Here is a 21,251-nt window from a genome sequence, read left to right on the forward strand (position 1 = left end):
GGGTTGGCTCTATATAGGTCATGATAATCATCCTTGTCATTGCTTAGATGATCAGATCATGAAACCTAAAAATAGTTCAAAAAAAATCCCCAAGCGTGGCTTAGGGATTTGTGTATAAGAGACAGGCCACCAAGCTGGCTTTTTTATTGGCCAAAATCCAACAGCCAATTGAAAGTGATACTCACTTGAACATTTTACAGATGACCAATGTTAACTTTTCCTTCATCCGTTCATTACTTAGCCACAAATGAAGGTAGTTAAATTTCTCACAGTTATGCATCCATTATCAAAATCTAACATTGCAAATTTCATTCATGAGAAATATCAATGCACTCATAAGAAAAGGTATATCGAGTAAAGTTCTGTTTGGGATGCATGTTTCATTTTATGTATTGCTAGTGATGGTATTATAATTAGGTTATTACACTACATCTCAATACTAATGTGAGAATAAAATAATGTGGAATAGATTAAACAAATCAATGATGTTCTGCCAAATGATGTTTGGACTTTCGTTCTATGGCGTCATGGTGATCTTGACTCGTTTCTTCCTTGAAGATCTTAACTACAATGAAGCCGACACAATGATGGTTGTTGGTGCTTTCTCTGCAATCGGACCGCTATTTGCTATTGCAGGTGGCTTCATCGCCGACAAATTCTTAGGCGCATACCGATCGTTGACCATTGCCTTTCTAGGATTCGCAAGTGGTTATGCTCTACTGGTACTCGGTGCCGCGGCGACCAATGTTCCAATGGCATTATGTGGTATTGCTTTAGCGAGTTATGCGCGTGGTTTGATGTCCCCTTCTTACCCAAGTCTTTACAAACGCACGTTCAAAACTCAGGAAGATTTCGAAAACTGCTACCCTATCAACTACTCAGTCAACAATATTGGTGCGCTTTTAGGCCAGTACTTGTTCCCGATGCTAGTGCTTGTTGTTGGTTTCCACGGTGGCTTCCTTCTTTCAGCTGCTCTAGCAGGTGCCGCACTTCTGATGATGCTCTTTGTTCGCAAAGGCCTTGTTGAAGCAAGTGCTGAAATCGACCAAAAACCAGTAAGCACTAAACACTGGGCTGCATTCCTTGGCCTTTCTGCTGCAATGATTGGTTTGGTATTCTTCATGTTTTCTAACATGGATATCGGCCAGAACATCGTGTACGCAATTGGTGGTGCAGCGATCATCTACTTTGTCTCTTTGATGATGAAATCGAAGAAGTCAGACATGCTGAAGATGGGTACGATCTTAATCATCACATTCCTGACGACATGTTTCTTCGTGTACTACGGTCAAATGATGACATCGATGACAATGGTTGCAATCAACACAATGCGTGGCGATCTATTCGGTTTCATCCCTGTAGCCCCTGAAGCGTCGATGGCAATGAACCCACTTTGGTGTATGGTTGCAGGCCCTATCATTACGGGCATCTTCTCTAAACTAGAAAAGAAAAACATTCATTTCTCTACCGCAACCAAAGTAGGTTTCTCTTTCATTCTGACGGCGATCGCTTTCGGTATCTTAACGATGGCAGTAACGACCGTTGGTGAAGATATTCTGATTCGCCCAGAAGTGTTCCTAGCAATCCACTTCTTCCTAGCATTTGGTGAGGTTATTGTTGGTTCTATGGTTGTGGCATTCATTCTGTCTGTTGCACCTAAGCACATCGAGAACTTCTCAGTAAGCTTATTCTCTGTCGCAATCGCACTATCAGGCATTGTTGGTGCTGTATTCTCAACGTCTATTGCACTTGAGAAAGGCCAAGAGATCACACAAGAGATCGTTCAAACGGTTTACGGTGATTACTTCCAACTATTAACTATCCTAGCGGTAGTAATGGTTGGTATCGCAATGGCTGCATCGTTCATTATTCGTAAGATGCTAGAAGCAGCGAAAGCCGCTGATGAAACGATTGAACTAGAGCAAGCAAACAGCTAATAACACCCTTATTCAGCAAGCTCGTTCATCAAGCCCTTTAGTTTTCTAAAGGGCTTTTTTGTAGATATGGATATCAAGATAAATAGACGTCAGGATTGGTAGGTAACTAGATGGAGGTTCAGGTTACGTTGCGCTGTGTAAATAAAAGTAAATGATAACCATTAGTATTGAGTGTTTTCCTGTTCAGGATTATGATGTGAAAATCAAAATCTAAGAGAGCCTTATATGAGCAAGCCTAGCCCTATCACATTAACCGTTACTCAAACCTCAACCATTACACCGAATATGCAGCGTATAACGCTTAGCGGTGAAGGATTAAGTAAGTACCCAACCGAATGTGCCGGCGGCTACATCAAGCTTTTGTTCTCGCCACTCGGCACCACAGATTTAAGTCAACTGAACGAAGGTGAGCGCCCAACCATGCGCACTTACACCATTCGTCAGTACAACCCTGTAGAAAAGTGGATTGAGGTTGATTTCGTACGCCACATCACCACAGATCTGCAATGTGGCTTTGCTGCAAGATGGGCAATGAACGCAGAAGTAGGTGACACGGTTTCAGTGGCAGGCCCTGGATTAATTCAAGGGCTAAATCTAGAGTCTGACTGGTTCTTCTTAGTTGCAGACATGACGTCACTGCCTGCGCTTTCTGCAAAAGTAAAAACACTTCCGGAACACGCAGCAGGCCACGCTGTCATTCAGATCAATTCAGCAGCAGACAAGCAAACACTTGAAGTACCTCAAGGTATAAAAGTCACTTGGTTAATTGAAGATGAAACCTCAGAATCACTTGCACAAACCGTGCGCAATTCAGAATGGTTAGACGGTCAGGTTTCAATTTGGACAGCGTGTGAATTTGAAAGCATGCGCGAACTAAGACAGTACTTCCGCAACGAAAAAGAAGTCGCGAAAGAGAACATCTACATCAGTAGTTATTGGAAACGTGGCGTCACTGAAGATGGTCACAAAGTGTTGAAACAACAAGATGCTCAAGCTTTAGCAGGTTAAACCTGTTACGCCATACATCTTCTTACTAGATAAAGAGAAAACGCCCTTAACGAAGTTTGTATCGCTAAGGGCGTTTTTGATTTAGCTTAAAGCTTATTAGGAATATCTCTGCACTAATCCTCAATTCCTCAGTTGTTCTTTTAAGTCAGTGAGATAACTAAGCCCGTAATAATAAAAGAGACGCCTACACCGCGAGTGGCGTGCCACTTTTCCTTTAAAAAGTAGATCCCCATCACTACGCCGAAGATGATACTTACTTGCCTTAGAGCGACAACCAAGCTGACATTTTCAGTCATGGTCATCGCAAACAGCACCAAGCCATAAGTCGAAGCCATCATGATGCCAGCAAGTGTTGCTCTTTTACGCAATAACCAAGCATTATGAAATTCGATTTTTTGATTCGACACGAGCAACCACAGGCTCAGTGGAATCACAATCGCCCAAAACTGAATGCCCAGATAGAAGATCGCTGTGTGCTTGTTAGTTATAACTGGTGTGCTCAAAGGATCGAGTAACAGAAGCGCTTCTTTATCAATAATGGAATACCCCGTGGTACCGATGGCCGCGATTAACGCCCACAGTACGCCAAGATTCAGGTAGGCCTTGAGCCTTAATTCAGAAAACTGCTTAAGCGGGACAAACAAACAACCTAATGTGATCAGTGCAAAACCAAGCCATTGATTGGGCGACAATTCATAGCCGATCAACACGGTGCCTAAACCCACCATCAACACGGGAAGTGCTCGTGCCATTGGGTAAATCACACCGATATCAGCTTGTTTATAGGCCGCGCCTAACCCAATCAAATAGATGATTTGACAGATCCCACTCAAGAAAACCAGTTGCCAGAATGGAAGTGAGATATTTGATAGCCCTACACTGTGAACATACCAGAGCAAGTAAGGCGTCAATATCGCTGCGGCGGCAAAGCCAGAGGCTAAGAAGAATGACGAACCCGATCCTTGATTAGATTTACCTAGAACATTCCAACCCGCATGAAGCAAAGCCGAAATAATCACGATTACAATGGCAGAGAATTCCATTTCATTCCTAAATTATTGATGAATTAGCACAACGGCTGACAACCGGTGATAAAAAAGGCCTCCGAATAAGAGACCTTTGATCGTTTCAATTGGGCAATACTACATAATTGCAGATATGCCAGCATTCTAAAGTATGACTAGCGCTCTAGCTGGGCTATCGACTCAATGCTGATCGCATCATGACGCCAATACTCAATATCGCAGTCAATCAAATCACCGTTCTGATTGTAGTTAACACGCTCAACCACCATAGCCGGAGAACCCGAAGTCGCGCGCAGAGCTTGCGCTGTTTCGCCCAGCAATGATGTTGTGCTCACACGATAACGTATCTTTTGATACACCACACCAAAGTGCTCTCGGTATATGTCCGTCAATGACTTAGACAAGTCGTAGTCAAGCAAGTTAGGGAACAGTTCAGGTCGAATGTAGTTGGTCACATACACAACTGGCCTATCTTCAAGGTAACGAACTCTGTCCACTCGATAAACATCCGAAAAAGGTTGCAGCTCAAGAAGCTTAGTGGCTTCCTTGGTTGCTAACATACCTTTCGCTGCCACTAATTCTGTTTTCGGCTTACGATTCTGCGACAAAGCCATATTAGTGAAGTTCAGCGTTTGCGTTGGATCGTAGCGCAGCGGCGCTGGAGAGATAAACCAACCACGGCGGTCTTCTCGATAAATACGCCCTTCAGCTTCAAGTGAAGACAGCGCTTCACGCAACGTTACTCGTGTTGTATCAAACGATTCAGCCAGTTTGCGCTCCGCAGGCAGCTTCTGTCGTGGCGTTAACATCCCCGACTCTATTTGCTCTACGATGACGTCTTTTATTTTTACGTACTGCACTTCATTTCCTTTTATTTTTGTTCTTGTCGTCAGCCATTCCTTGGCCAACTGCAATATAAAATGGTTGGCTAGCGTTTGCGCCAAGCTTGGGTGCGCTTCTCAAATAACTTGTTGATTAGCATATGAATCAACTTCGCACTTGCCGCCGATATCATGATCATGACGGCCATGGCTGCTGCTGCACCGGTTTGTCCCGCATCGTCCATATTCAGTACTGAAACTGACGCAGGTATCGTATCGGTAGAATACAAGAATACTACCGCAGATGTCGTGGTAAGTGCATTAATAAACAGGTATGTCGCAATATCTAAAATCGCAGGCAAACAAACCGGCACGGTCACCTTAAAGAACAGCTTGTATTGCGGTAGGTTAACCGAAGCCGCCGTCGCTTCTATCTCCTCAGGCAGCTGTTTTAATGCGGTTAATGCCGTCATGTGCCCTACCGTGTAGTAGTGAACCACGGTGTTGATCACCAAGAACGCCATCGTGCCATACAAAAAGTTAAGTGGGTTGCTCAAGTCATTAAAGTAGAAGATGTACCCCAAACCCAACACCATGCCCGGAACTGCCATCGGCACAACACTGAGCATCTGCATTGCTTGACGAACAGGACCGAAGGCGCGGCCTTTCTCAATGCAATACGCGCCTAAGAAAATCAATACGGTACCGATGATCGCAGTCCAAGAGCCGAGGGTTAAAGAGTTGAAAAATGGCGTCCAACCATAAGTACTCATCTCTGCGAAGTTATAGTTATTTAGCGTTAGCGTTTTATTCCAAGGCCAGAAAGTGACCATAGATCCGTATATCGCCATGCCTAGCACGATAACAACAGCCACTGAAATTACGGTGCAATAGAGTAAACACACGCCATCACGTAGAGTGTTTGGCTCTGGTTGGTAAGCGACGGAGCGAGTATCAAACAAGCTCTTTTGTTTCTTTTGAACCCAGCGGTCAACGGTAAACGCAAGCAACGCAGGCAATAGCAATAGGATGCTGGTCACCGCGCCCATAGAGAAATTCTGTTGCCCTACTACCTGCTTAAAGATATCGGTAGACAGAACGTTGTAGCTACCACCGATCACCTTTGGCACACCAAAATCACAAACCACCAGCGTAAACACAACGATCAAGGTACTTATCAAACCGTATTTTGCCGCAGGTAACGTCACCATGAAGAAGGTTTTTAGCGATGAAGTATTGAGTGCACGTGCCGCCTCATAAAGACGAGCGTCAGAGGTTCTCAATGAAGTAGTTAAAATCATTAAGGCATGTGGAAACGTCCAGAATATCAGGCCCAGTGAGATACCAATCAAGCCGTACACCGAATTGCCACCCAAGACTTCTTTTGCGATACCTTGGTTGCCAAATAAGAAGATCAAACTGATGGCAGGAAGCAACGACGGAGCTAGAATCGGCGCTGAACCCAACACCTGAAAAAGCCCCTTAAAAGGCATGCATGAACGAGTCAAAGCATAGGCATAGCCAAACGCTAATACTCCCACGACAACCGTCACTAAGAACCCAAGCGTGAACGTATTGCCTACCGACTGCCACAGGCTCTGCGAAGCAAAATACGTTGCGAAATTCTGTAATCCTACAAATTCTCCGTCTGCATTCTGAACGCTTTTTTTCAACATTGCCCACAGTGGCATCAGGATAAACAGCGTCATGAACACAGACAAAAAGGCCAACAGCCCAAATAGGATTACGTTGTCTTTACTTAATCGAGCAAGAAAAGGCTGTACTCGTCGTTGAATTAGCAGCTTAGATTGCATCATTTGAGTCGATTCCATGATTATTTACGCCGCCTCGTCTTTCATCACTTGCAGGATTTTCGATGGGTAAGCTCTCAGGCCTTCTTGGTCAAACGCCACATAACGAATATCACTGCGACGCAGCTTCAATCGGTTGAACTCTTTGACTGATACATCGACGATGATCTCTTTCGCCGTTGAGTCATGTTGCAATTGACACTCAACACGATAAAACGCCCCTAAGAATTCGCTTGATACGATTCTCACTGGCAAGGATTCACTAAAACGATCAACAAACTGGATTTGCTCTGGACGAACGGCAATATCGAAAACATCACCAAGTTTTGGAGTGAGGTTATCTAAACCCGGCAACGGTAGCATCGACTCAGCAATACGTATCTTGCCTTGCGCTACGACAGAAGCTTGAATGAAGTTCATGCTACCAACAAACTCAGCCACAAAACGACTGACAGGTTTTTGGTAGATCTCTTGTGGAGCACCGACCTGCTCGATAACACCATGATTCATCACGACAATACGGTCGGCCATCGTTAGGGCTTCATCTTGGTCGTGCGTCACCATAATAGTGGTGATACCCAGCTTACGTTGCAGTTGGCAGATCTCATCACGCAGGTGTGTTCTTACCTTCGCATCCAACGCAGAAAGAGGCTCATCGAGTAGCAACAAGCCTGGAGACAACGCTAACGCGCGAGCCAAAGCAACACGCTGCTGTTGTCCGCCAGACAACTGATTCGGATACTTTTGGCCAGACGTTGGTAAACCGATGGTCTCCAACCAAGACTCAACCGTCTCAAGGGCTTCTTTGGTCGACATGCCTTGGTTTTTCAGACCAATCGCAATGTTTTCTTCCACAGTGAGATTTGGAAACAAAGCGTAAGACTGGAACACGATGCCAAAGTCGCGCTTTTCTGGTGGCAAGAAGGTCGTATCCTTACCGTTCTGCTCAATAGAACCTGACGTTGGTAAGTCTAGGCCTGCAATCGCACGTAATAAGGTAGTTTTTCCACAGCCAGATGGGCCAAGGAAGCAGACGAACTCGCCTTTATCTATCGATAGGGAGATGTCTTTTAACGCTGTAAATTGGCCAAATTGCTTTACAACGTTTTCAATATTCAAATAAGTTTGGTTGCTCATACTACAGCACTCTCTATATGGTATATACCAAATTTAAACTGAGAATATTGCAGTTGAGTGACAAATTTATAGTAGCTAAATGACAGTTATATTGCAGATATAATAAGCATTAAAGATTGCTATTTGTTCAGCATTAACAGTTCGTTCAACGTTGACAGCCCTCAGTGACTTGCCCATAAATCACTGAGAGCCTAAATGTAAACTTCTAATTTAAACGCTAGATTAATCTATGATTCAACCTTGTCGGCTTTGCCCGCCGCACCTGCGAGTTTGGATAACTGTTTATCTAGCCACAATGGCGTGTCACCCGAATCTTCCGCGTTCTCTTTTCTTCGTACCGCATCACGCACCATCATCGCACCTACCCAACGAAATGGCTCTGGCGGGAAGTGTCCTAACGGGCCTTTAGTTAAACCACTTCGTGTCCAAGCATTGTCGATATCGAGTACCATTGCTGACAAAATTTTTCCACCCATACGGGTTTGAGCAACGCCATTACCCGAGTAACCAAGCCCATAATAGATGTTGCTTTGGCCTTTTAGGTTACCGAAAAATGGCAATCCGGTGACCGAACGATCTGAGCCGCCAGACCAATTGTAATCGAATTCACTTTGTTCCAATTTAGGGAACAGTTTTTGGAACGATTGATTGAGAATCGGCAGGTAGTTGGTCGTTTGGTTAAACATGCTTTCAACTTGATTGGCAAACGAGAACTTATTACCGCCTTTGCCCAACATGAGTCGTCCGTCCTGGGTATCTCGGTAATAGTGGACAAAGATACGCGAATCTACCACCGCTGCCCCTTTCTCAGGACCAAACTGCTTGAGCTTTTCAGGAATGGGCTTGGTCACCACCATATCTGAAGAGACAACCACAATACTGCGTTTGAACTCTCTAAAGTGATCGAGCATCCATGCATTGAGCGCTAAGATCACTTTGTCTGCAAACACAGCTCCGCCCTTAGTCTGGATACGAGCTGGGGAGCCATAGTCGAGTGATGTCATCTCTGTGTTTTCGTGAATTTCAACACCCAGTTCGAGCGCGACTCGGCGCAAACCTCTAGCCAATAACGCTGGCTGCACACTACCCGCAGCTTCTGAGTAGTAACCCTCAATGTGGCGATCAGACCCCGCTTTCTCAGCCAAAGAGTTATCGCACTTCTTCCAGCTATTGATGCCCTGCTTAACCAGCTCATTAACAACAGGCTCCATTCCACCCTTTTGCGCTTCATTGGTCGCCGTGTAGTAAGTACCGCTTCGATATAGATGCGCGTCAATCTTGTGTTCGTTACAGAAGGCTTCGATCTCGTATATAACCTTTTCCGATTCCTTAACCAACCATTTCGCTTGTTCTTTTCCATAGAGTTTTTTCAGCGTCGGATACTTAGTCGACCACGTCAGCATGCAACCGCCGTTCGCACCAGAAGCACCGCTACCACATAGGCCTTTTTCAATCACGACAACATGCTTTTCGGGTTGCTGTTGTTTGATTAAAATCGCAGTCCATAAACCCGTATAGCCACCGCCAACAATAGCGATATCACAGTTAACGTCTTTTTGAAGCGGTTTAGAGGACTCTAGCCCCGCATTGATGTTGCCAAATTCCTGCTCCAATGCTTGCTTGAACCAATATGAGTAGTGCTTTTTCATTTGTTGTACCTTACTAAAAACCTAAAGGCGTAAAACTAAAAAAGGAAGACCGAAGCCTTCCTTTACTGATTCCTAACTTCTAATGAGCTGCATATCTATTGGACTACGTGTCTAATAAACTATGTGTCTAAAAAGCTCAGCAGATTAAGATTTTGGCTCTGATTTAGCGTCAAACTTGTCAGACCATGTTTTAAGAACGTCGGCACGTTCGCTGCCCATGCGAGCGAAGTCCATTTTTGCCATGTTCTTTTCTACATTAGGGAAGTTCTCTGCTTTGCCTGTCACACCTTGGTGACCAACAACTGGGTACATTTCGATGTAAAGCTCGTTTGCCGCTTTAGAAATAGACCAATCGATAACACGTTGTGCTGCATCAGAAGGCTTAACAAGGCCTACCGCTTCAGATTCCCAGCCGATGCCTTCAGGCGTAATCACTGAAAGTGGAGCGCCTTGAGTTTTCAGCTTAGCACCACGGCTCGCCATAGAAATACCGATAGCGACTTCGCCCATACCGGCTTGAACACATGGCTTAGAGCCTGAGTGCGTGTAGTGAGCAATGTTTTGATCTAGCTTCTGCATGTAGTTCCAACCTTGGTCTTCACCCATGTTTTGTAACCAAGCCGAAACCTGCATGTAGCCCGTACCAGAAGAAGCCGGGTTTGGCATAGCAATGTGGCCCTTGTAGATAGGCTTCGTTAGGTCATCCCAAGATTTAGGTGCCGGTAGGTTCAATTGCTTAGCCACCACTTCGTTAAAGCAAACTGCATTGAAGAATGCGTCATTGCCATACCAAGCTTGAGTAGACTGTGGATCGTTAAGGTTAGCGCGTAATGCTTCTACACCTTGAGGCGTATAAGGTTTCAGGATGCCCTCTTCTTTAAGCAATGCCATTGAAGAACCAGCAAGTCCCCAAACTACCTCTGCGCGAGGGTTGTTTTTCTCGGCCAATAATTTTGCCGTCATGATCCCAGTTGAATCACGTACCCACTTGATGTTGATGTCTGGGTTTTCACTTTCGAAAGCATTTTTGTATTTAGCTAAAATGTCAGTTTCAAACGCAGTGTAAACCGTCACTTCCTGTGCTGCATAAGCGTTACCAGCTAGTAGAGTTACTAACGCTGCAAGTGATCCTTTCATAAAACGGTTTTTCATCATTTTCTCCAGTCAGGCTCAACTCTAAAGTGAGAAGTTGCCAAAATTAAAAGTTATCGAGGTTTAAAGCTGCCTAGGTTTAGAAGCAACTAAGGTTTAACGTTTCTTAAGTTAGAAGCCTCATCAAGAGACACCTATACCCATAAATTCATTTAGGTGACTAGTACACGCCTTTGCATTGGTATGTACCAGATGAAGTGTATTAACCTAATCGACTTTTATGACGGTTAAATGAACAAAAAATGGCAATTTAAAGATCGGAAAATTTCTCAACACAAGTGACAAATTTGAATATGAAGCTTTTGTGAAAATAACGTTTGGGCTATTTACGACCGTTTAAATTGGTTGTTAAAGTAACCGCAAATATTGGTATAGTCCAAAATACAAATCACGAGAATTGAACATGAGAAACGAATACCTACTACTGACACCGGGCCCTCTATCTACTTCTGAAACCGTTCGCCAAGCGATGCTAAAAGATTGGTGTACTTGGGATGATGAATACAACAAAGACGTTGTTGAAGTGATTCGTAGCAAGCTAGTGACTTTGGCGACTAAGCAAACGGGTTATACGAGCGTACTAATGCAAGGTAGCGGCACCGCTTCAGTTGAAGCAACAATCGGTAGCGTTATCTCTAAAAGCGGCAAGCTTCTTGTTGTTGACAACGGTGCGTATGGTGCCCGTATTGCTCAAATCTCAGAATACTTAAACATTCCATGCCATGTCGTTTCCCCAGGTGAAACATCACAGCCTGACTTGAACAAAATGGAGACGACATTGGCTATGGATTCAGACATTACTCACGTAGCGATTGTCCACTGTGAGACCACTACGGGTATGTTGAATCCAATCGAAGACATCGCCAAATTGGCAAAACAGCACAACAAAACCGTCATTCTAGATGCGATGTCGAGTTTTGGTGGCATCCCTATGGATATTGCTGACTTAGGTATCGATTACATGATCAGCTCGGCAAACAAATGCATTCAAGGTGTACCTGGATTCGGCTTTGTTATTGCGAAGCAATCGGAACTGGAAAAATGCAAAGGCCAAGCTCGTTCATTAAGCCTTGACCTGTTTGACCAATGGCACTGCATGGAAAGCAACCATGGTAAATGGCGCTTCACCTCTCCAACTCATACAGTGCGTGCTTTCTACCAAGCTCTACTTGAATTGGAGCAAGAAGGTGGCATCGAAGCTCGTCATAATCGCTACCAAACCAACCAAACCACATTGGTTGCAGGTATGCGCTCTCTTGGCTTTGAGCCACTGCTTAATGATGATCTTCATTCACCTATCATTACTTCTTTCTATTCTCCAACTCATAGCGATTACCAATTCAAGGAATTCTATGACCGTTTGAAAGAACAAGGTTTTGTGATTTACCCGGGCAAGGTTTCAAACGCAGACTGCTTCCGAATCGGTAACATCGGTGAAGTCTATCCGTCAGACATTGAAGCTCTCATTGGCGCAGTGAAAAACGCTATGTACTGGGACATCAAATAATGACAACGACCAATCAAGAGCCAGTTCTAAAGGCCACACACTTTCGAAGCGAAGGCGATGTGAACACCACGCCAGCACGCGAAAAATGGAACGAATCGCTAAACGATGATGCGATTCAAGTGATGTTAAAGCGTGATGCTGACGTGTTTCTTCATCAAGCCATGTCAACGCCTTGCCTAGACACACTTGAAGCAGCCGAAGGCATCTACATTCAAGATGCGACGGGCAAGAAGTACATGGACTTTCACGGCAATAATGTTCACCAGCTAGGTTATGGTCACCCACACATCATCAATAAGGTGACTCAACAAATGGCGTCATTGCCGTTTTCACCGCGTCGCTTTACCAATGAAACAGCCGTTCAGTGCGCTGAAAAGCTGACACAGATCTGCGGTGGTGATTTGAATCGCGTGTTGTTTGCTCCCGGTGGCACATCAGTGATCGGCATGGCGCTAAAACTTGCTCGACATGTCACCAACAATTTCAAAGTAGTGTCATTGTGGGACTCATTCCATGGCGCGTCACTCGATGCAATTTCAGTAGGTGGTGAAGCTTGTTTCCGCGAAGGCATGGGACCATTAATGGCTGGCGTAGAACGCATTCCACCAGCGGTTTCCTATCGTGGTGCTTTTCCGCTTCGCGGGCAAAGCGCAGGCGGTGAAAGTGAGGCTGCATGTGATGTGCACTACGCCGATTACCTAGAATATGTGATTGAAAAAGAAGGTGGCATTGGTGCCTTCATTTCAGAAGCGGTTCGTAACACAGACGTGCAAGTACCAAGCAAAGCTTACTGGAAACGCATCCGTGAGATTTGTGACAAACACAACGTCCTGTTGATCATTGATGACATCCCTAATGGCATGGGTCGCAGTGGCGAATGGTTTACACACCAAGCTTTTGATATCGAACCTGACATTCTTTGTATCGGTAAAGGTTTTGGCGGCGGCTTAGTACCAATCGCAGCCATGATAACAAAAGACAAATACAACACGGCAGCCCAAGTATCTCTTGGTCACTACACCCACGAAAAAAGCCCAATTGGTTGCGCGGCAGCACTCGCAACCATGGAAGTAATTGAGCAAGAAAACCTACTTGAAAAAGTACAAGCGGACAGCGCATTCGTGCGTGAACAGCTGCTTCAAATGAAAGAGAAGTACCCAGTCATTGGTGACGTTCGCGGCATCGGCCTGCTCTGGGGGGTGGAATTGGTCACAGATCATATCACCAAAACCCGAGCTTTTGATGAAGCAGAAGCCGTGCTTTACCAGTGTCTAAACGATGGCCTGAGCTTTAAGGTGTCACAAGGTAATGTGATTCAGTTGAGCCCACCATTGATCATCAGTCGCAGCGAACTAGAAGTCGCTCTGTCTGTATTCGAAAAAGCGATAGCAAAAGTCTGCAAAGACTTTGAGTACCTTTAAACCACCTTTTAAAGCATGTCTTGAAGCAATAATTTCAAGCAACCAATAACCTAAAACAATCATTTGTCTCCCAGAACAACCTGAGCTGGGAGATAACATAAATAGGACACGACTATGAACACAACATCACCTATCCAAGCGGTTATCTTTGACTGGGCTGGCACTATCGTTGATTTTGGATCATTTGCTCCAACCAGTATTTTCGTGGAAGCATTCAGACAAGGTTTCGACTTTGATATCGACTTAGCAGAAGCGCGTGAACCTATGGGGATCGGCAAATGGGACCACATCCAAGCAGTGGGTCGAATTCCAGCTGTTGACGCTCGTTGGAAAGCTCAGTTCGGACGCTCGATGACAAGTGAAGACGTTGACGCGATCTACGCGGCATTCATGCCTCTTCAAAAAGCGAAAGTAGCCGATCACGCAGCACCTATTTTGAATGCGATAGAAGTGGTCAATAACCTAAAAGAGAAGAACGTGAAGATCGGCTCTTGTTCAGGTTACCCACGTGAAGTGATGGATGTTTTAATTCGTGCTGCTGCAGATTACGGTTACCGACCAGATAACGTGGTAGCGACCGATGACTTACCTCAAGGTGGTCGCCCTGCTCCATTTATGGCACTTAAAAACGTAATCGACCTAGGTGTAACTAGCGTTGCTGCGTGTGTAAAAGTGGACGACGCAGCACCGGGGATCGATGAAGGTCACAACGCAGGCATGTGGACGGTAGGTCTTGTTCTATCTGGTAACGAGGCTGGCTTAACCTACCAAGAATATGTGGATGCAGACGAAACAACACTAGCAGCAGCACGTGAAAAAGCAAACATGAAGCTAAGCAAATCAAACCCGCACTACCTGATCGATACCATTGCAGATTTACCTGGAGTGATTGCAGATATTGAAAGACGTTTGTTAGCCGGTGAACGCCCATAACGGCTATACCTCCTCTAACGCCTGCAATTCAGGCTATGTAACCAAATAATCCGAACACATAAAAAATGAAACCTCGCATCACGTAAAAATGATACGAGGTTTCGTCGTTTCCAACATTTGAGACAGCAATTGTTCGACAAAAAAGTTATAAATAGCACCTTGAAAAATATAAATCCCAACAATCACATTGACTCTCATAAGCAATCAGACTAACAATGTATTAACAGTTCTTGAAAAGGTTCTGCCTGAATCAACGCCTTGATTTACTTACTTTTGCAGTGTCCCACCCGGTAAGTTTTCGCTTTAAAGGCCAGTTCAGATAACAATAAAAATTAATCCAAGGATAAGATTATGAAAAAACTTTCAAAAATCATGTGTGCTGTGATCGCAGCTTCAGGCTTCGCTGCTGCTCCCTCAATTGCTGCAACCACCTATGTGGGTGCGAAAGTCGGAATGGGGTGGCTAGATAGCGCTTGTGTCGACAACGTTGACTGTGAAGATGATTCAGTTGCGGGTGGTGTTTACGGTGGTTACAATTTTACCGATAACATTGCTCTTGAATTGAATGCGGATTACTTAGGTGATTATGACACGAGCTTTAACAACAACGGAGCGACTCAAAGATACAGCGATTCTATCGTAGCCATTTCTTTGAGCCCAATGTATCGACTAGCGATTAAACAAGAGTTTGATATCTTCTTCAAAGCTGGTCCTGCTTACATCATGCACGATGACGAAGACGACGTTGTATTAGCCTTAGGTATCGGCGCAGAGAAACAACTATCAGACGACTGGGCGCTTAGAGTTGAATACCAATACTTTGATGATTTTGACGATAAGATTATTCAAGATCTTAACTCTAACCTTGTTACCGTCGGCCTAAGCTACAATTTCGGTACAGGTAACACAACGGCGTCAGCCGCAACAGTAGCTTCTGCGGCAGCAGTAACACAAGCTCCTTCTGAGCCTATTGCCGAGCCAGAAATCGTTGTTGTTGAAGAAGAAGCAGTTGTTGTTACTAAAGCTCAGACTGAAAGCTTCTCTCAAGGTATGTTTGAGACAAACAGCACTAAATTATCTTCAGACGGTAAAACTGCACTAACACCATTAGTTGAAGTGCTGCAAGCTCACCCTCAATCATCCGTTAATGTTGTTGGTCACACGGATTCAACAGGTGCGGCTGAGTACAACATGATGATCTCTAAGAAGCGTGCAGCTGCTGTAGCCGCGTACATTGAAGAGCAAGGCATTGAAGCGGACCGCATTACGGCTTCAGGTGAAGGTGAAGAAAACCCAGTAGCATCAAACGCTACAGCTGAAGGTCGCGCGCAAAACCGTCGTGTCGACGCAACAATCCCAAGCTTCGAATACCAAGAAGAAGCGCAAATGGAAGAAGTTATCGTAGAAACGGCTGAATAATAGCACTCTACCTTAGTTAAAATAATAAGGGCGGAGCACTTTAAAGTGCTCCGCCCTTTTCTTTATCTGGCTATACCTATAAGCGATAAGCCGTAAGCCGTAAGCCGTAAAGATTAGCCTACCGCCAAGCTGTACAATCAAAAGACTAGATGATTTCCCAGCTGTGGGTCATCTCTACGCCAGCACCTAGCATCAGACATACTGAACAGTATTTCTCTAATGAATCCGCACAGACTTTAGCAACAAGCTCAGGATCAAGGTTGTCACCAGACACTTCAAAGTGAATATTAATCACGGTAAAGATTTTCGGCGCTGTTTCACGACGTGTTGTTTCAAGTTTTGCATTACAGCCTGTGATGTTCTGGCCTGCAGATTTCAAACCATCAACCACATCAACAGAGCTACAACCACCAGCGGCCATGAGCACCATCTCCATAGGGCTTGGCGCTGTAGCACCGCCGCTTCCATCCATAACAATAGAATGGCCTGATTGAGAGTGACCTAGGAATTTAAAGCCTTCGACCCATTTAACTTCTGCTTGCATGTTGTTCCTTAGATGTACGAAAACGTCATCATTATTTGGTATTTTATATCAATGCCTACACCCTACTACTGGCGGCATTTATGAGCAAGATTTTCTATTTGAGATATTTTTTTCATGAATAGTGTAATTTTTTCCATCTAAAACCTGTCTCTATTCGTACATTCAAAATCGAATGAGAAAAACGTCAAGATGAGGTATCTATGAATAAATTATCTAAAATATTGGTATCACTCGTGGTTGCATTACCACTGATTTCGCTGTTTGTAAGCCAGACTGGTACTGCCAATACAATGGATAAAACGGCTAATTCAGGTAAAACTGAAATCGCGACACTGGCTGGTGGTTGTTTTTGGTGTACAGAATCCGATCTAGAAAAACTGACAGGCGTGACAGACGTTATCTCTGGGTATTCTGGTGGTGAATTAGAAAACCCAACCTACAAACAAGTTTCATCGGGTAAATCTGGCCACATCGAAGTGATCAATGTGACCTATAACCCTGATGTGGTCAGCTATGAACAGGTGCTTGACCAATTCTTCCAACACATCGACCCAACCGACGACAAAGGCTCTTTCGTAGATAGAGGTCCACAATATCGACCTGCTATTTTCTATCATAACCAAGAACAGAAAGACGTCGCTCAAAACTTCATGATGGAGATAGACAAAGCTCAGATCTTTGGTGAACCACTAAAAACAGAACTGATTAAGTTTGAAAAATTCTGGCCAGCAGAAGATTACCATCAAGATTATTACAAGAAGAGCAAAGTTCGTTATAACTACTACCGCTACGCTTCTGGTCGTGATCAGTACCTAGATAAAGTCTTCGGCGATGATAGAAAAGAAAACCCGCAAACGATCCGTCAGATCATCGACGGTAAGAATGCGACAGCCAATGCTAAGACATACAGCAAGCCGTCTGATGCAGAGATCAAAGCTTCTCTAACCTCACTGCAATACGATGTTACACAAGACGACGCAACAGAGCGCCCTTTTGACAATAAGTACTGGGACAACAAGCAGGAAGGTATTTACGTAGATACCGTAACGGGTGAGCCTTTATTCTCTTCAAAAGACAAATACAAATCAGGAACAGGTTGGCCGAGCTTTACACAGCCAATCAGCGAGGCTTATGTTGTAACGACTACTGACTACAAGCTGCTTTACCCGAGAACAGAGGTTCGCAGTAAATTTGGTGACTCTCACCTAGGACATGTATTTAAAGATGGTCCAAAGCCAACAGGTTTACGCTACTGCATGAACTCAGCCGCAATGCGCTTTATTCCAGCGGATAAATTAGCAAAAGAAGGCTATGAGGAATACGTTGAGATGTTTGAGGGCTAAGCATTCAGCAATTAACGAACAGCCTATGACAACAAAGCCAGCATATTCGCTGGCTTTGTTTTTCTAACGCACTAACAAGAAGGGTTAACTTAGCCTGTTAACGTTATTAACCCGTTAGCACCGTATCTTCAGGGTATTTCAACAACGAAGGCTCAGGACGAGCTAACATGTAAGCCAAAGTCAAAGGTCCGATTCGTCCAATCACCATTACCACAATCATGATGTATTTCCCCGGTTCAGTTAAGTTTGCGGTTAACCCAGCAGTCAATCCGACCGTCGCAAAGGCCGAAATTACCTCAAACATCACTCGATCAAACGCGGCCTTTTCAGTAAGCATTAACAAAAACATTGCGGTGGTTAACAGTGCTCCACTTACCACAATAATGGCCAATGACTTTGTTACCGCTTGCCAGGTCACAGTACGTTTAAACATCACTACATGCTTTTTCTGACGTAAGAAGGTCCACGTTGCTACAAAAGCGACCGCAAATGTCGAAACCTTAATACCACCACCAGTTGAAGTTGAACCAGCACCAATCAACATCAGTACTATCATCACCAACAATGCAGGTTGTGTATATTGAGACAAATCCACACTGTTAAAACCAGCAGTACGAGCACTCGCTGACTGGAAAAAAGCCGCCAGCCACTGCCCTTGTGTCGACAAGCCCTCCATCGTCGCTGAGTTATTTCTCTCCAATAACCAAAACATCACCGTACCCACCGCCAATAACGTCGGTGTCGCCGTTAGCATAATCTTGGTGTGTAAGTGCAGATGTTGGAAGCCTTTCCGCCAGTTAGTCGATAGGTCGCCCACGACAGTAAAGCCTAATCCGCCGAAAATGAACAAGCCTGCTAAGGTAAAGATCACCAGTGGATCGTCAACAAAGCTCACCATACTGTCTGAGAACAACGCAAACCCTGCGTTATTGAATGCGGAAATCGCGTGAAATAACGCGTAAAAGCTCCCTGTTGCCCACCCCATTTCAGGAACCCAACGAAAACAGAGCAATACGAAACCTATAAATTCCGCCACCAATGCAAAAATGATGATCTTCTTCACTAACTTTCTGAGGTTAATCTTACGATCTTGCCCCAATGCTTCTTTCGCTAATGCTTGCTGTTTCAAACTTAGCCGAACACCAAACATATAGAGCAGCACCGCAGATAGGGTCATCTGCCCTAACCCACCGACTTGCATCAAGAACATCAGTAAGATTTTGCCCGCTAAGGTGAAATGCTGACCGGTATCAACAACACCTAAGCCTGTCACACTGATCGCCGACGTGGCAGTAAACAGTGCATCCGTAAAGCTTAGGCCTGTCACAGAGAACACGGGTAGCGTCAACAAGATTGCGGAAGGGATAAGTACGCCTAAGAAGCTCGTAAGGATAATCTTAGGTTCAGAGCCTTTACGTGGCTTTTTATCACTCTTAAGCGTGTAGAAAGTACCTTTTCGTTTTAACGAATTCATACTGTTACCTTATTTCCGATTGCCAGTTACCAATTGCGTAGCTTTCTAGATAAGGTCTCTTTCGGCCCAGCGATGATCACCACATCCCCAATTTCTAAACTCACATCCAGTTCAGGTGCTTTAGTTAGGTTCGGACCTCGCTTGAAACCAAGTACCTCGACACCATTTTCTTTACACAGCTTAAGGTCACCAAGTTTCTTACCCAAAAAATTAGAACCAATAACAATTTCCGTCATCGCTAAACCGCTGCCAAGGTCGATAAACTCAAGAACGCGTCTATCCAACATTTTACGCGCAACACGAATACCCATGTCTCGCTCCGGCATGATGATATGGTCGGCACCAATCTTAGAAAGGATCTTGCCGTGAAACTTATCGTTCGCCTTCACCCAAACAGCTTTTGCGCCTGATTCTTTTACCACTAGCGTCGTTAGAATACTGGAGTTAACATCAGAGCCAATCGACACCATCACCATATCGTAATCGTCCAGCCTTAGTTCTTTAACTGTCTCTTCGCTCGTACAGTTCGCAACAATCGCTTGTGAAACAAAATTAGCCGCTTCTTTCACTCGCTCTTCATCAATATCGACAGCGAGCACCTGCGCCCCTGAACTTTGTAGCTCTTTGCATACAGATAACCCAAAACGCCCTAAGCCGATAACTGCATATTGTTTGTCACTCATTTATTACTCCACTTACAAAGCTACGTAGCATCGAAAACAAATAACAAAATTGTCTTCATACAAAAAAACGACTATATATCCATATAGAGATACAATTGTCAGCTAATCGATTGATTTATAAAGGTAGAGAACAAAAGTGATTTCTGCTAATTTCTAACCCATAATTTCTGCGGCAGTACACACAATGAATGAATTCATAACCCAAGTACAAACCTACATCAACCAGAGCCATAGCGATTGGGCAAATAGCGTCCTATTCATCACTATTGCGAGCTTTTTCGCTTGGGTCGCTTGGCGAATTGTCCATAATCGCCTGGAAATCTTGGTCAAAAAAACCCAATTTCATTGGGATGACCTACTGCTAGAGGCCTTAAAAACACCTGTCAGTACGTTGCTTTGGTGCTGGCCTGCTACCGTGTCTGTTGGCTTGATTCTTCAAGACCAGTTTGGCAATGAAATCAACTGGCTAAGAACACTTAAACACATACTGATCATATCTACGTTTGTTTGGTTTACGCTGCGAATGATCAGTAACTCTGAAGAGTATGTCTTAGAGCAAAAAACCAGAGACGAAACCACAGTACAGGCTATCGCAAAGGTGGCTCGACTGTTCTTTATGGTGATGGGTGGCTTAACCATCATGCAGGCGTTTGGGCTGAGCCTATCGGGCTTGCTTACCTTTGGTGGTGTCGGTGGTTTAATCGTCGGTTTAGCCGCTAAAGATCTACTGTCGAACTTCTTCGGTGGCATGATGATTTACTTCGACCGCCCTTTTAAAGTCGGTGATTGGATACGCTCTCCCGATCGTCAAATCGAAGGTACTGTCGAACGCATTGGCTGGCGCATGACGATTATCCGCACTTTTGATAAGCGTCCTTTGTACGTTCCAAATTCGGTGTTCAGTAGTATTGTGGTAGAGAACCCATCGAGAATGTTGAATCGTAGAATCAATGAAACCTTTGGTCTTCGTTATCAAGATGCAGACAAATTGGCGCTCATTGTTGATGATGTAAGAACCATGCTCGAGACCCACCCAGATATTGATGCCAAGCAAACGTTGATCGTTAACTTTGACAAATTTGGGCCATCAACACTGAACTTCTTTATCTACACCTTCACAAAAACAGTCAACTGGATCAGGTACCACAAAGTGAAGCAAGACGTTCTGTTACAGGTTCTGGCGATTATTCATAAACACAATGCAGACATCGCGTTCCCAACACAGACACTCAAGATTGACACTCAAGATTTTTCTAATGTTCAAGGTCATAACAGCGTTCAAAGCCGAGGTGAGAATCAGAATGTTAGCGATCCCAAAGACATATTGAACTCCCCTACGGAAGGTCATCGATAGTCAACATCCTTCTTGGTTATCGATAAGTAATAA

General features: G+C 44.5%; 17 protein-coding genes. 8 read left to right on the forward strand and 9 right to left on the reverse strand.

Translation table 11 applies throughout. The features are described from left to right. Positions 1–458: 458 nt before the first annotated feature. Positions 459–1,937 carry a peptide MFS transporter gene (locus H5300_RS04630; RefSeq protein ID WP_182795524.1) on the forward strand — a complete coding sequence of 493 codons (1,479 nt, stop codon included), beginning with the start codon at positions 459–461 and terminating at the stop codon, positions 1,935–1,937. A 225-nt stretch (positions 1,938–2,162) separates the two neighbouring features. Beyond that, positions 2,163–2,945 (forward strand): siderophore-interacting protein, encoded by a 783-nt coding sequence (locus H5300_RS04635; RefSeq protein WP_182795525.1) that lies wholly within the window; start codon positions 2,163–2,165, stop codon positions 2,943–2,945. 140 nt (positions 2,946–3,085) lie between these two features. Here H5300_RS04635 and H5300_RS04640 read toward each other — a convergent pair whose 3' ends face one another. The 6 genes from H5300_RS04640 to H5300_RS04665 all read right to left on the reverse strand — a co-directional run bounded on the left by H5300_RS04640 (position 3,086) and on the right by H5300_RS04665 (position 10,543). Then, positions 3,086–3,988 carry an EamA family transporter gene (locus tag H5300_RS04640; protein WP_182795526.1) on the reverse strand — a complete coding sequence of 301 codons (903 nt, stop codon included), beginning with the start codon at positions 3,986–3,988 and terminating at the stop codon, positions 3,086–3,088. A gap of 137 nt (positions 3,989–4,125) precedes the next feature. After that, positions 4,126–4,830: a phosphonate utilization transcriptional regulator PhnR gene (phnR, locus tag H5300_RS04645; RefSeq protein ID WP_016789432.1), complete on the reverse strand. Its 705-nt coding sequence runs from the start codon at positions 4,828–4,830 to the stop codon at positions 4,126–4,128. Positions 4,831–4,898: 68 nt separating this feature from the next. Beyond that, positions 4,899–6,608, reverse strand: coding sequence for a putative 2-aminoethylphosphonate ABC transporter permease subunit (locus tag H5300_RS04650; RefSeq protein WP_405055131.1), 1,710 nt, complete (start codon positions 6,606–6,608; stop codon positions 4,899–4,901). 21 nt (positions 6,609–6,629) lie between these two features. Then, positions 6,630–7,739, reverse strand: coding sequence for a putative 2-aminoethylphosphonate ABC transporter ATP-binding protein (locus H5300_RS04655; protein ID WP_182795528.1), 1,110 nt, complete (start codon positions 7,737–7,739; stop codon positions 6,630–6,632). A gap of 227 nt (positions 7,740–7,966) precedes the next feature. Beyond that, the gene (locus tag H5300_RS04660) at positions 7,967–9,388 is read right to left on the reverse strand and encodes an FAD-dependent oxidoreductase (protein ID WP_182795529.1); all 1,422 of its coding nucleotides are present in this window, start codon (positions 9,386–9,388) and stop codon (positions 7,967–7,969) included. Between the two features lie 144 nt (positions 9,389–9,532). Then, positions 9,533–10,543: a putative 2-aminoethylphosphonate ABC transporter substrate-binding protein gene (locus H5300_RS04665; protein WP_017082458.1), complete on the reverse strand. Its 1,011-nt coding sequence runs from the start codon at positions 10,541–10,543 to the stop codon at positions 9,533–9,535. 400 nt (positions 10,544–10,943) lie between these two features. On the opposite strand from H5300_RS04665, the gene phnW reads away from it, so the two are divergent. The 4 genes from phnW (at position 10,944) to H5300_RS04685 (ending at position 15,820) form a co-directional block, all read left to right on the forward strand. Beyond that, positions 10,944–12,047, forward strand: coding sequence for a 2-aminoethylphosphonate--pyruvate transaminase (gene phnW, locus H5300_RS04670; RefSeq protein WP_182795530.1), 1,104 nt, complete (start codon positions 10,944–10,946; stop codon positions 12,045–12,047). Then, positions 12,047–13,468 (forward strand): aspartate aminotransferase family protein, encoded by a 1,422-nt coding sequence (locus H5300_RS04675; RefSeq protein ID WP_182795531.1) that lies wholly within the window; start codon positions 12,047–12,049, stop codon positions 13,466–13,468. The genes phnW and H5300_RS04675 overlap by 1 nt, the downstream gene beginning before the upstream one ends. Positions 13,469–13,582: 114 nt before the next feature. Further along, positions 13,583–14,401 carry a phosphonoacetaldehyde hydrolase gene (gene phnX / locus H5300_RS04680; protein ID WP_182795532.1) on the forward strand — a complete coding sequence of 273 codons (819 nt, stop codon included), beginning with the start codon at positions 13,583–13,585 and terminating at the stop codon, positions 14,399–14,401. Between the two features lie 351 nt (positions 14,402–14,752). Then, on the forward strand, positions 14,753–15,820 hold the full coding sequence (locus H5300_RS04685) for an OmpA family protein (protein ID WP_108118087.1): 1,068 nt from the start codon (positions 14,753–14,755) through the stop codon (positions 15,818–15,820). A gap of 145 nt (positions 15,821–15,965) precedes the next feature. On the opposite strand, the gene H5300_RS04690 is transcribed toward H5300_RS04685, so the two are convergent. Further along, positions 15,966–16,364, reverse strand: coding sequence for an OsmC family protein (locus H5300_RS04690; protein WP_182795533.1), 399 nt, complete (start codon positions 16,362–16,364; stop codon positions 15,966–15,968). A gap of 200 nt (positions 16,365–16,564) precedes the next feature. Between H5300_RS04690 and msrB the strand changes: the two genes are divergently transcribed. After that, a complete protein-coding gene (msrB, locus tag H5300_RS04695; protein WP_182795534.1) occupies positions 16,565–17,707 on the forward strand; it encodes a peptide-methionine (R)-S-oxide reductase MsrB in 1,143 nt (380 codons plus the stop codon). Positions 17,708–17,813: 106 nt separating this feature from the next. Here the strand turns inward: msrB and H5300_RS04700 are convergent, their stop codons facing one another. Next, complete coding sequence (locus H5300_RS04700) at positions 17,814–19,181, reverse strand: TrkH family potassium uptake protein (RefSeq protein ID WP_017094662.1); 1,368 nt, start codon at positions 19,179–19,181, stop codon at positions 17,814–17,816. A 26-nt stretch (positions 19,182–19,207) separates the two neighbouring features. Beyond that, complete coding sequence (locus tag H5300_RS04705) at positions 19,208–19,864, reverse strand: TrkA family potassium uptake protein (protein WP_017079662.1); 657 nt, start codon at positions 19,862–19,864, stop codon at positions 19,208–19,210. 184 nt (positions 19,865–20,048) lie between these two features. On the opposite strand from H5300_RS04705, the gene H5300_RS04710 reads away from it, so the two are divergent. After that, positions 20,049–21,218, forward strand: coding sequence for a mechanosensitive ion channel family protein (locus H5300_RS04710; RefSeq protein ID WP_182795535.1), 1,170 nt, complete (start codon positions 20,049–20,051; stop codon positions 21,216–21,218). Positions 21,219–21,251: the final 33 nt, after the last annotated feature.

This window comes from Vibrio sp. SG41-7 (assembly GCF_014164465.1).
GTDB classification, from domain to species: Bacteria; Pseudomonadota; Gammaproteobacteria; order Enterobacterales; family Vibrionaceae; genus Vibrio; species Vibrio splendidus.

Excerpts from the sequence above, each read along its gene's own strand:
- H5300_RS04630 (WP_182795524.1), top strand. The coding sequence starts at position 459 with ATGTGGAATAGATTAAACAAATCAATGATGTTCTGCCAAATGATGTTT.
- H5300_RS04635 (WP_182795525.1), top strand. The coding sequence starts at position 2,163 with ATGAGCAAGCCTAGCCCTATCACATTAACCGTTACTCAAACCTCAACC.
- H5300_RS04640 (WP_182795526.1), bottom strand. The coding sequence starts at position 3,988 with ATGGAATTCTCTGCCATTGTAATCGTGATTATTTCGGCTTTGCTTCAT.
- H5300_RS04650 (WP_405055131.1), bottom strand. The coding sequence starts at position 6,608 with ATGATGCAATCTAAGCTGCTAATTCAACGACGAGTACAGCCTTTTCTT.
- H5300_RS04655 (WP_182795528.1), bottom strand. The coding sequence starts at position 7,739 with ATGAGCAACCAAACTTATTTGAATATTGAAAACGTTGTAAAGCAATTT.
- H5300_RS04660 (WP_182795529.1), bottom strand. The coding sequence starts at position 9,388 with ATGAAAAAGCACTACTCATATTGGTTCAAGCAAGCATTGGAGCAGGAA.
- H5300_RS04665 (WP_017082458.1), bottom strand. The coding sequence starts at position 10,543 with ATGATGAAAAACCGTTTTATGAAAGGATCACTTGCAGCGTTAGTAACT.
- phnW (WP_182795530.1), top strand. The coding sequence starts at position 10,944 with ATGAGAAACGAATACCTACTACTGACACCGGGCCCTCTATCTACTTCT.
- H5300_RS04675 (WP_182795531.1), top strand. The coding sequence starts at position 12,047 with ATGACAACGACCAATCAAGAGCCAGTTCTAAAGGCCACACACTTTCGA.
- phnX (WP_182795532.1), top strand. The coding sequence starts at position 13,583 with ATGAACACAACATCACCTATCCAAGCGGTTATCTTTGACTGGGCTGGC.
- H5300_RS04685 (WP_108118087.1), top strand. The coding sequence starts at position 14,753 with ATGAAAAAACTTTCAAAAATCATGTGTGCTGTGATCGCAGCTTCAGGC.
- H5300_RS04690 (WP_182795533.1), bottom strand. The coding sequence starts at position 16,364 with ATGCAAGCAGAAGTTAAATGGGTCGAAGGCTTTAAATTCCTAGGTCAC.
- msrB (WP_182795534.1), top strand. The coding sequence starts at position 16,565 with ATGAATAAATTATCTAAAATATTGGTATCACTCGTGGTTGCATTACCA.
- H5300_RS04700 (WP_017094662.1), bottom strand. The coding sequence starts at position 19,181 with ATGAATTCGTTAAAACGAAAAGGTACTTTCTACACGCTTAAGAGTGAT.
- H5300_RS04705 (WP_017079662.1), bottom strand. The coding sequence starts at position 19,864 with ATGAGTGACAAACAATATGCAGTTATCGGCTTAGGGCGTTTTGGGTTA.
- H5300_RS04710 (WP_182795535.1), top strand. The coding sequence starts at position 20,049 with ATGAATGAATTCATAACCCAAGTACAAACCTACATCAACCAGAGCCAT.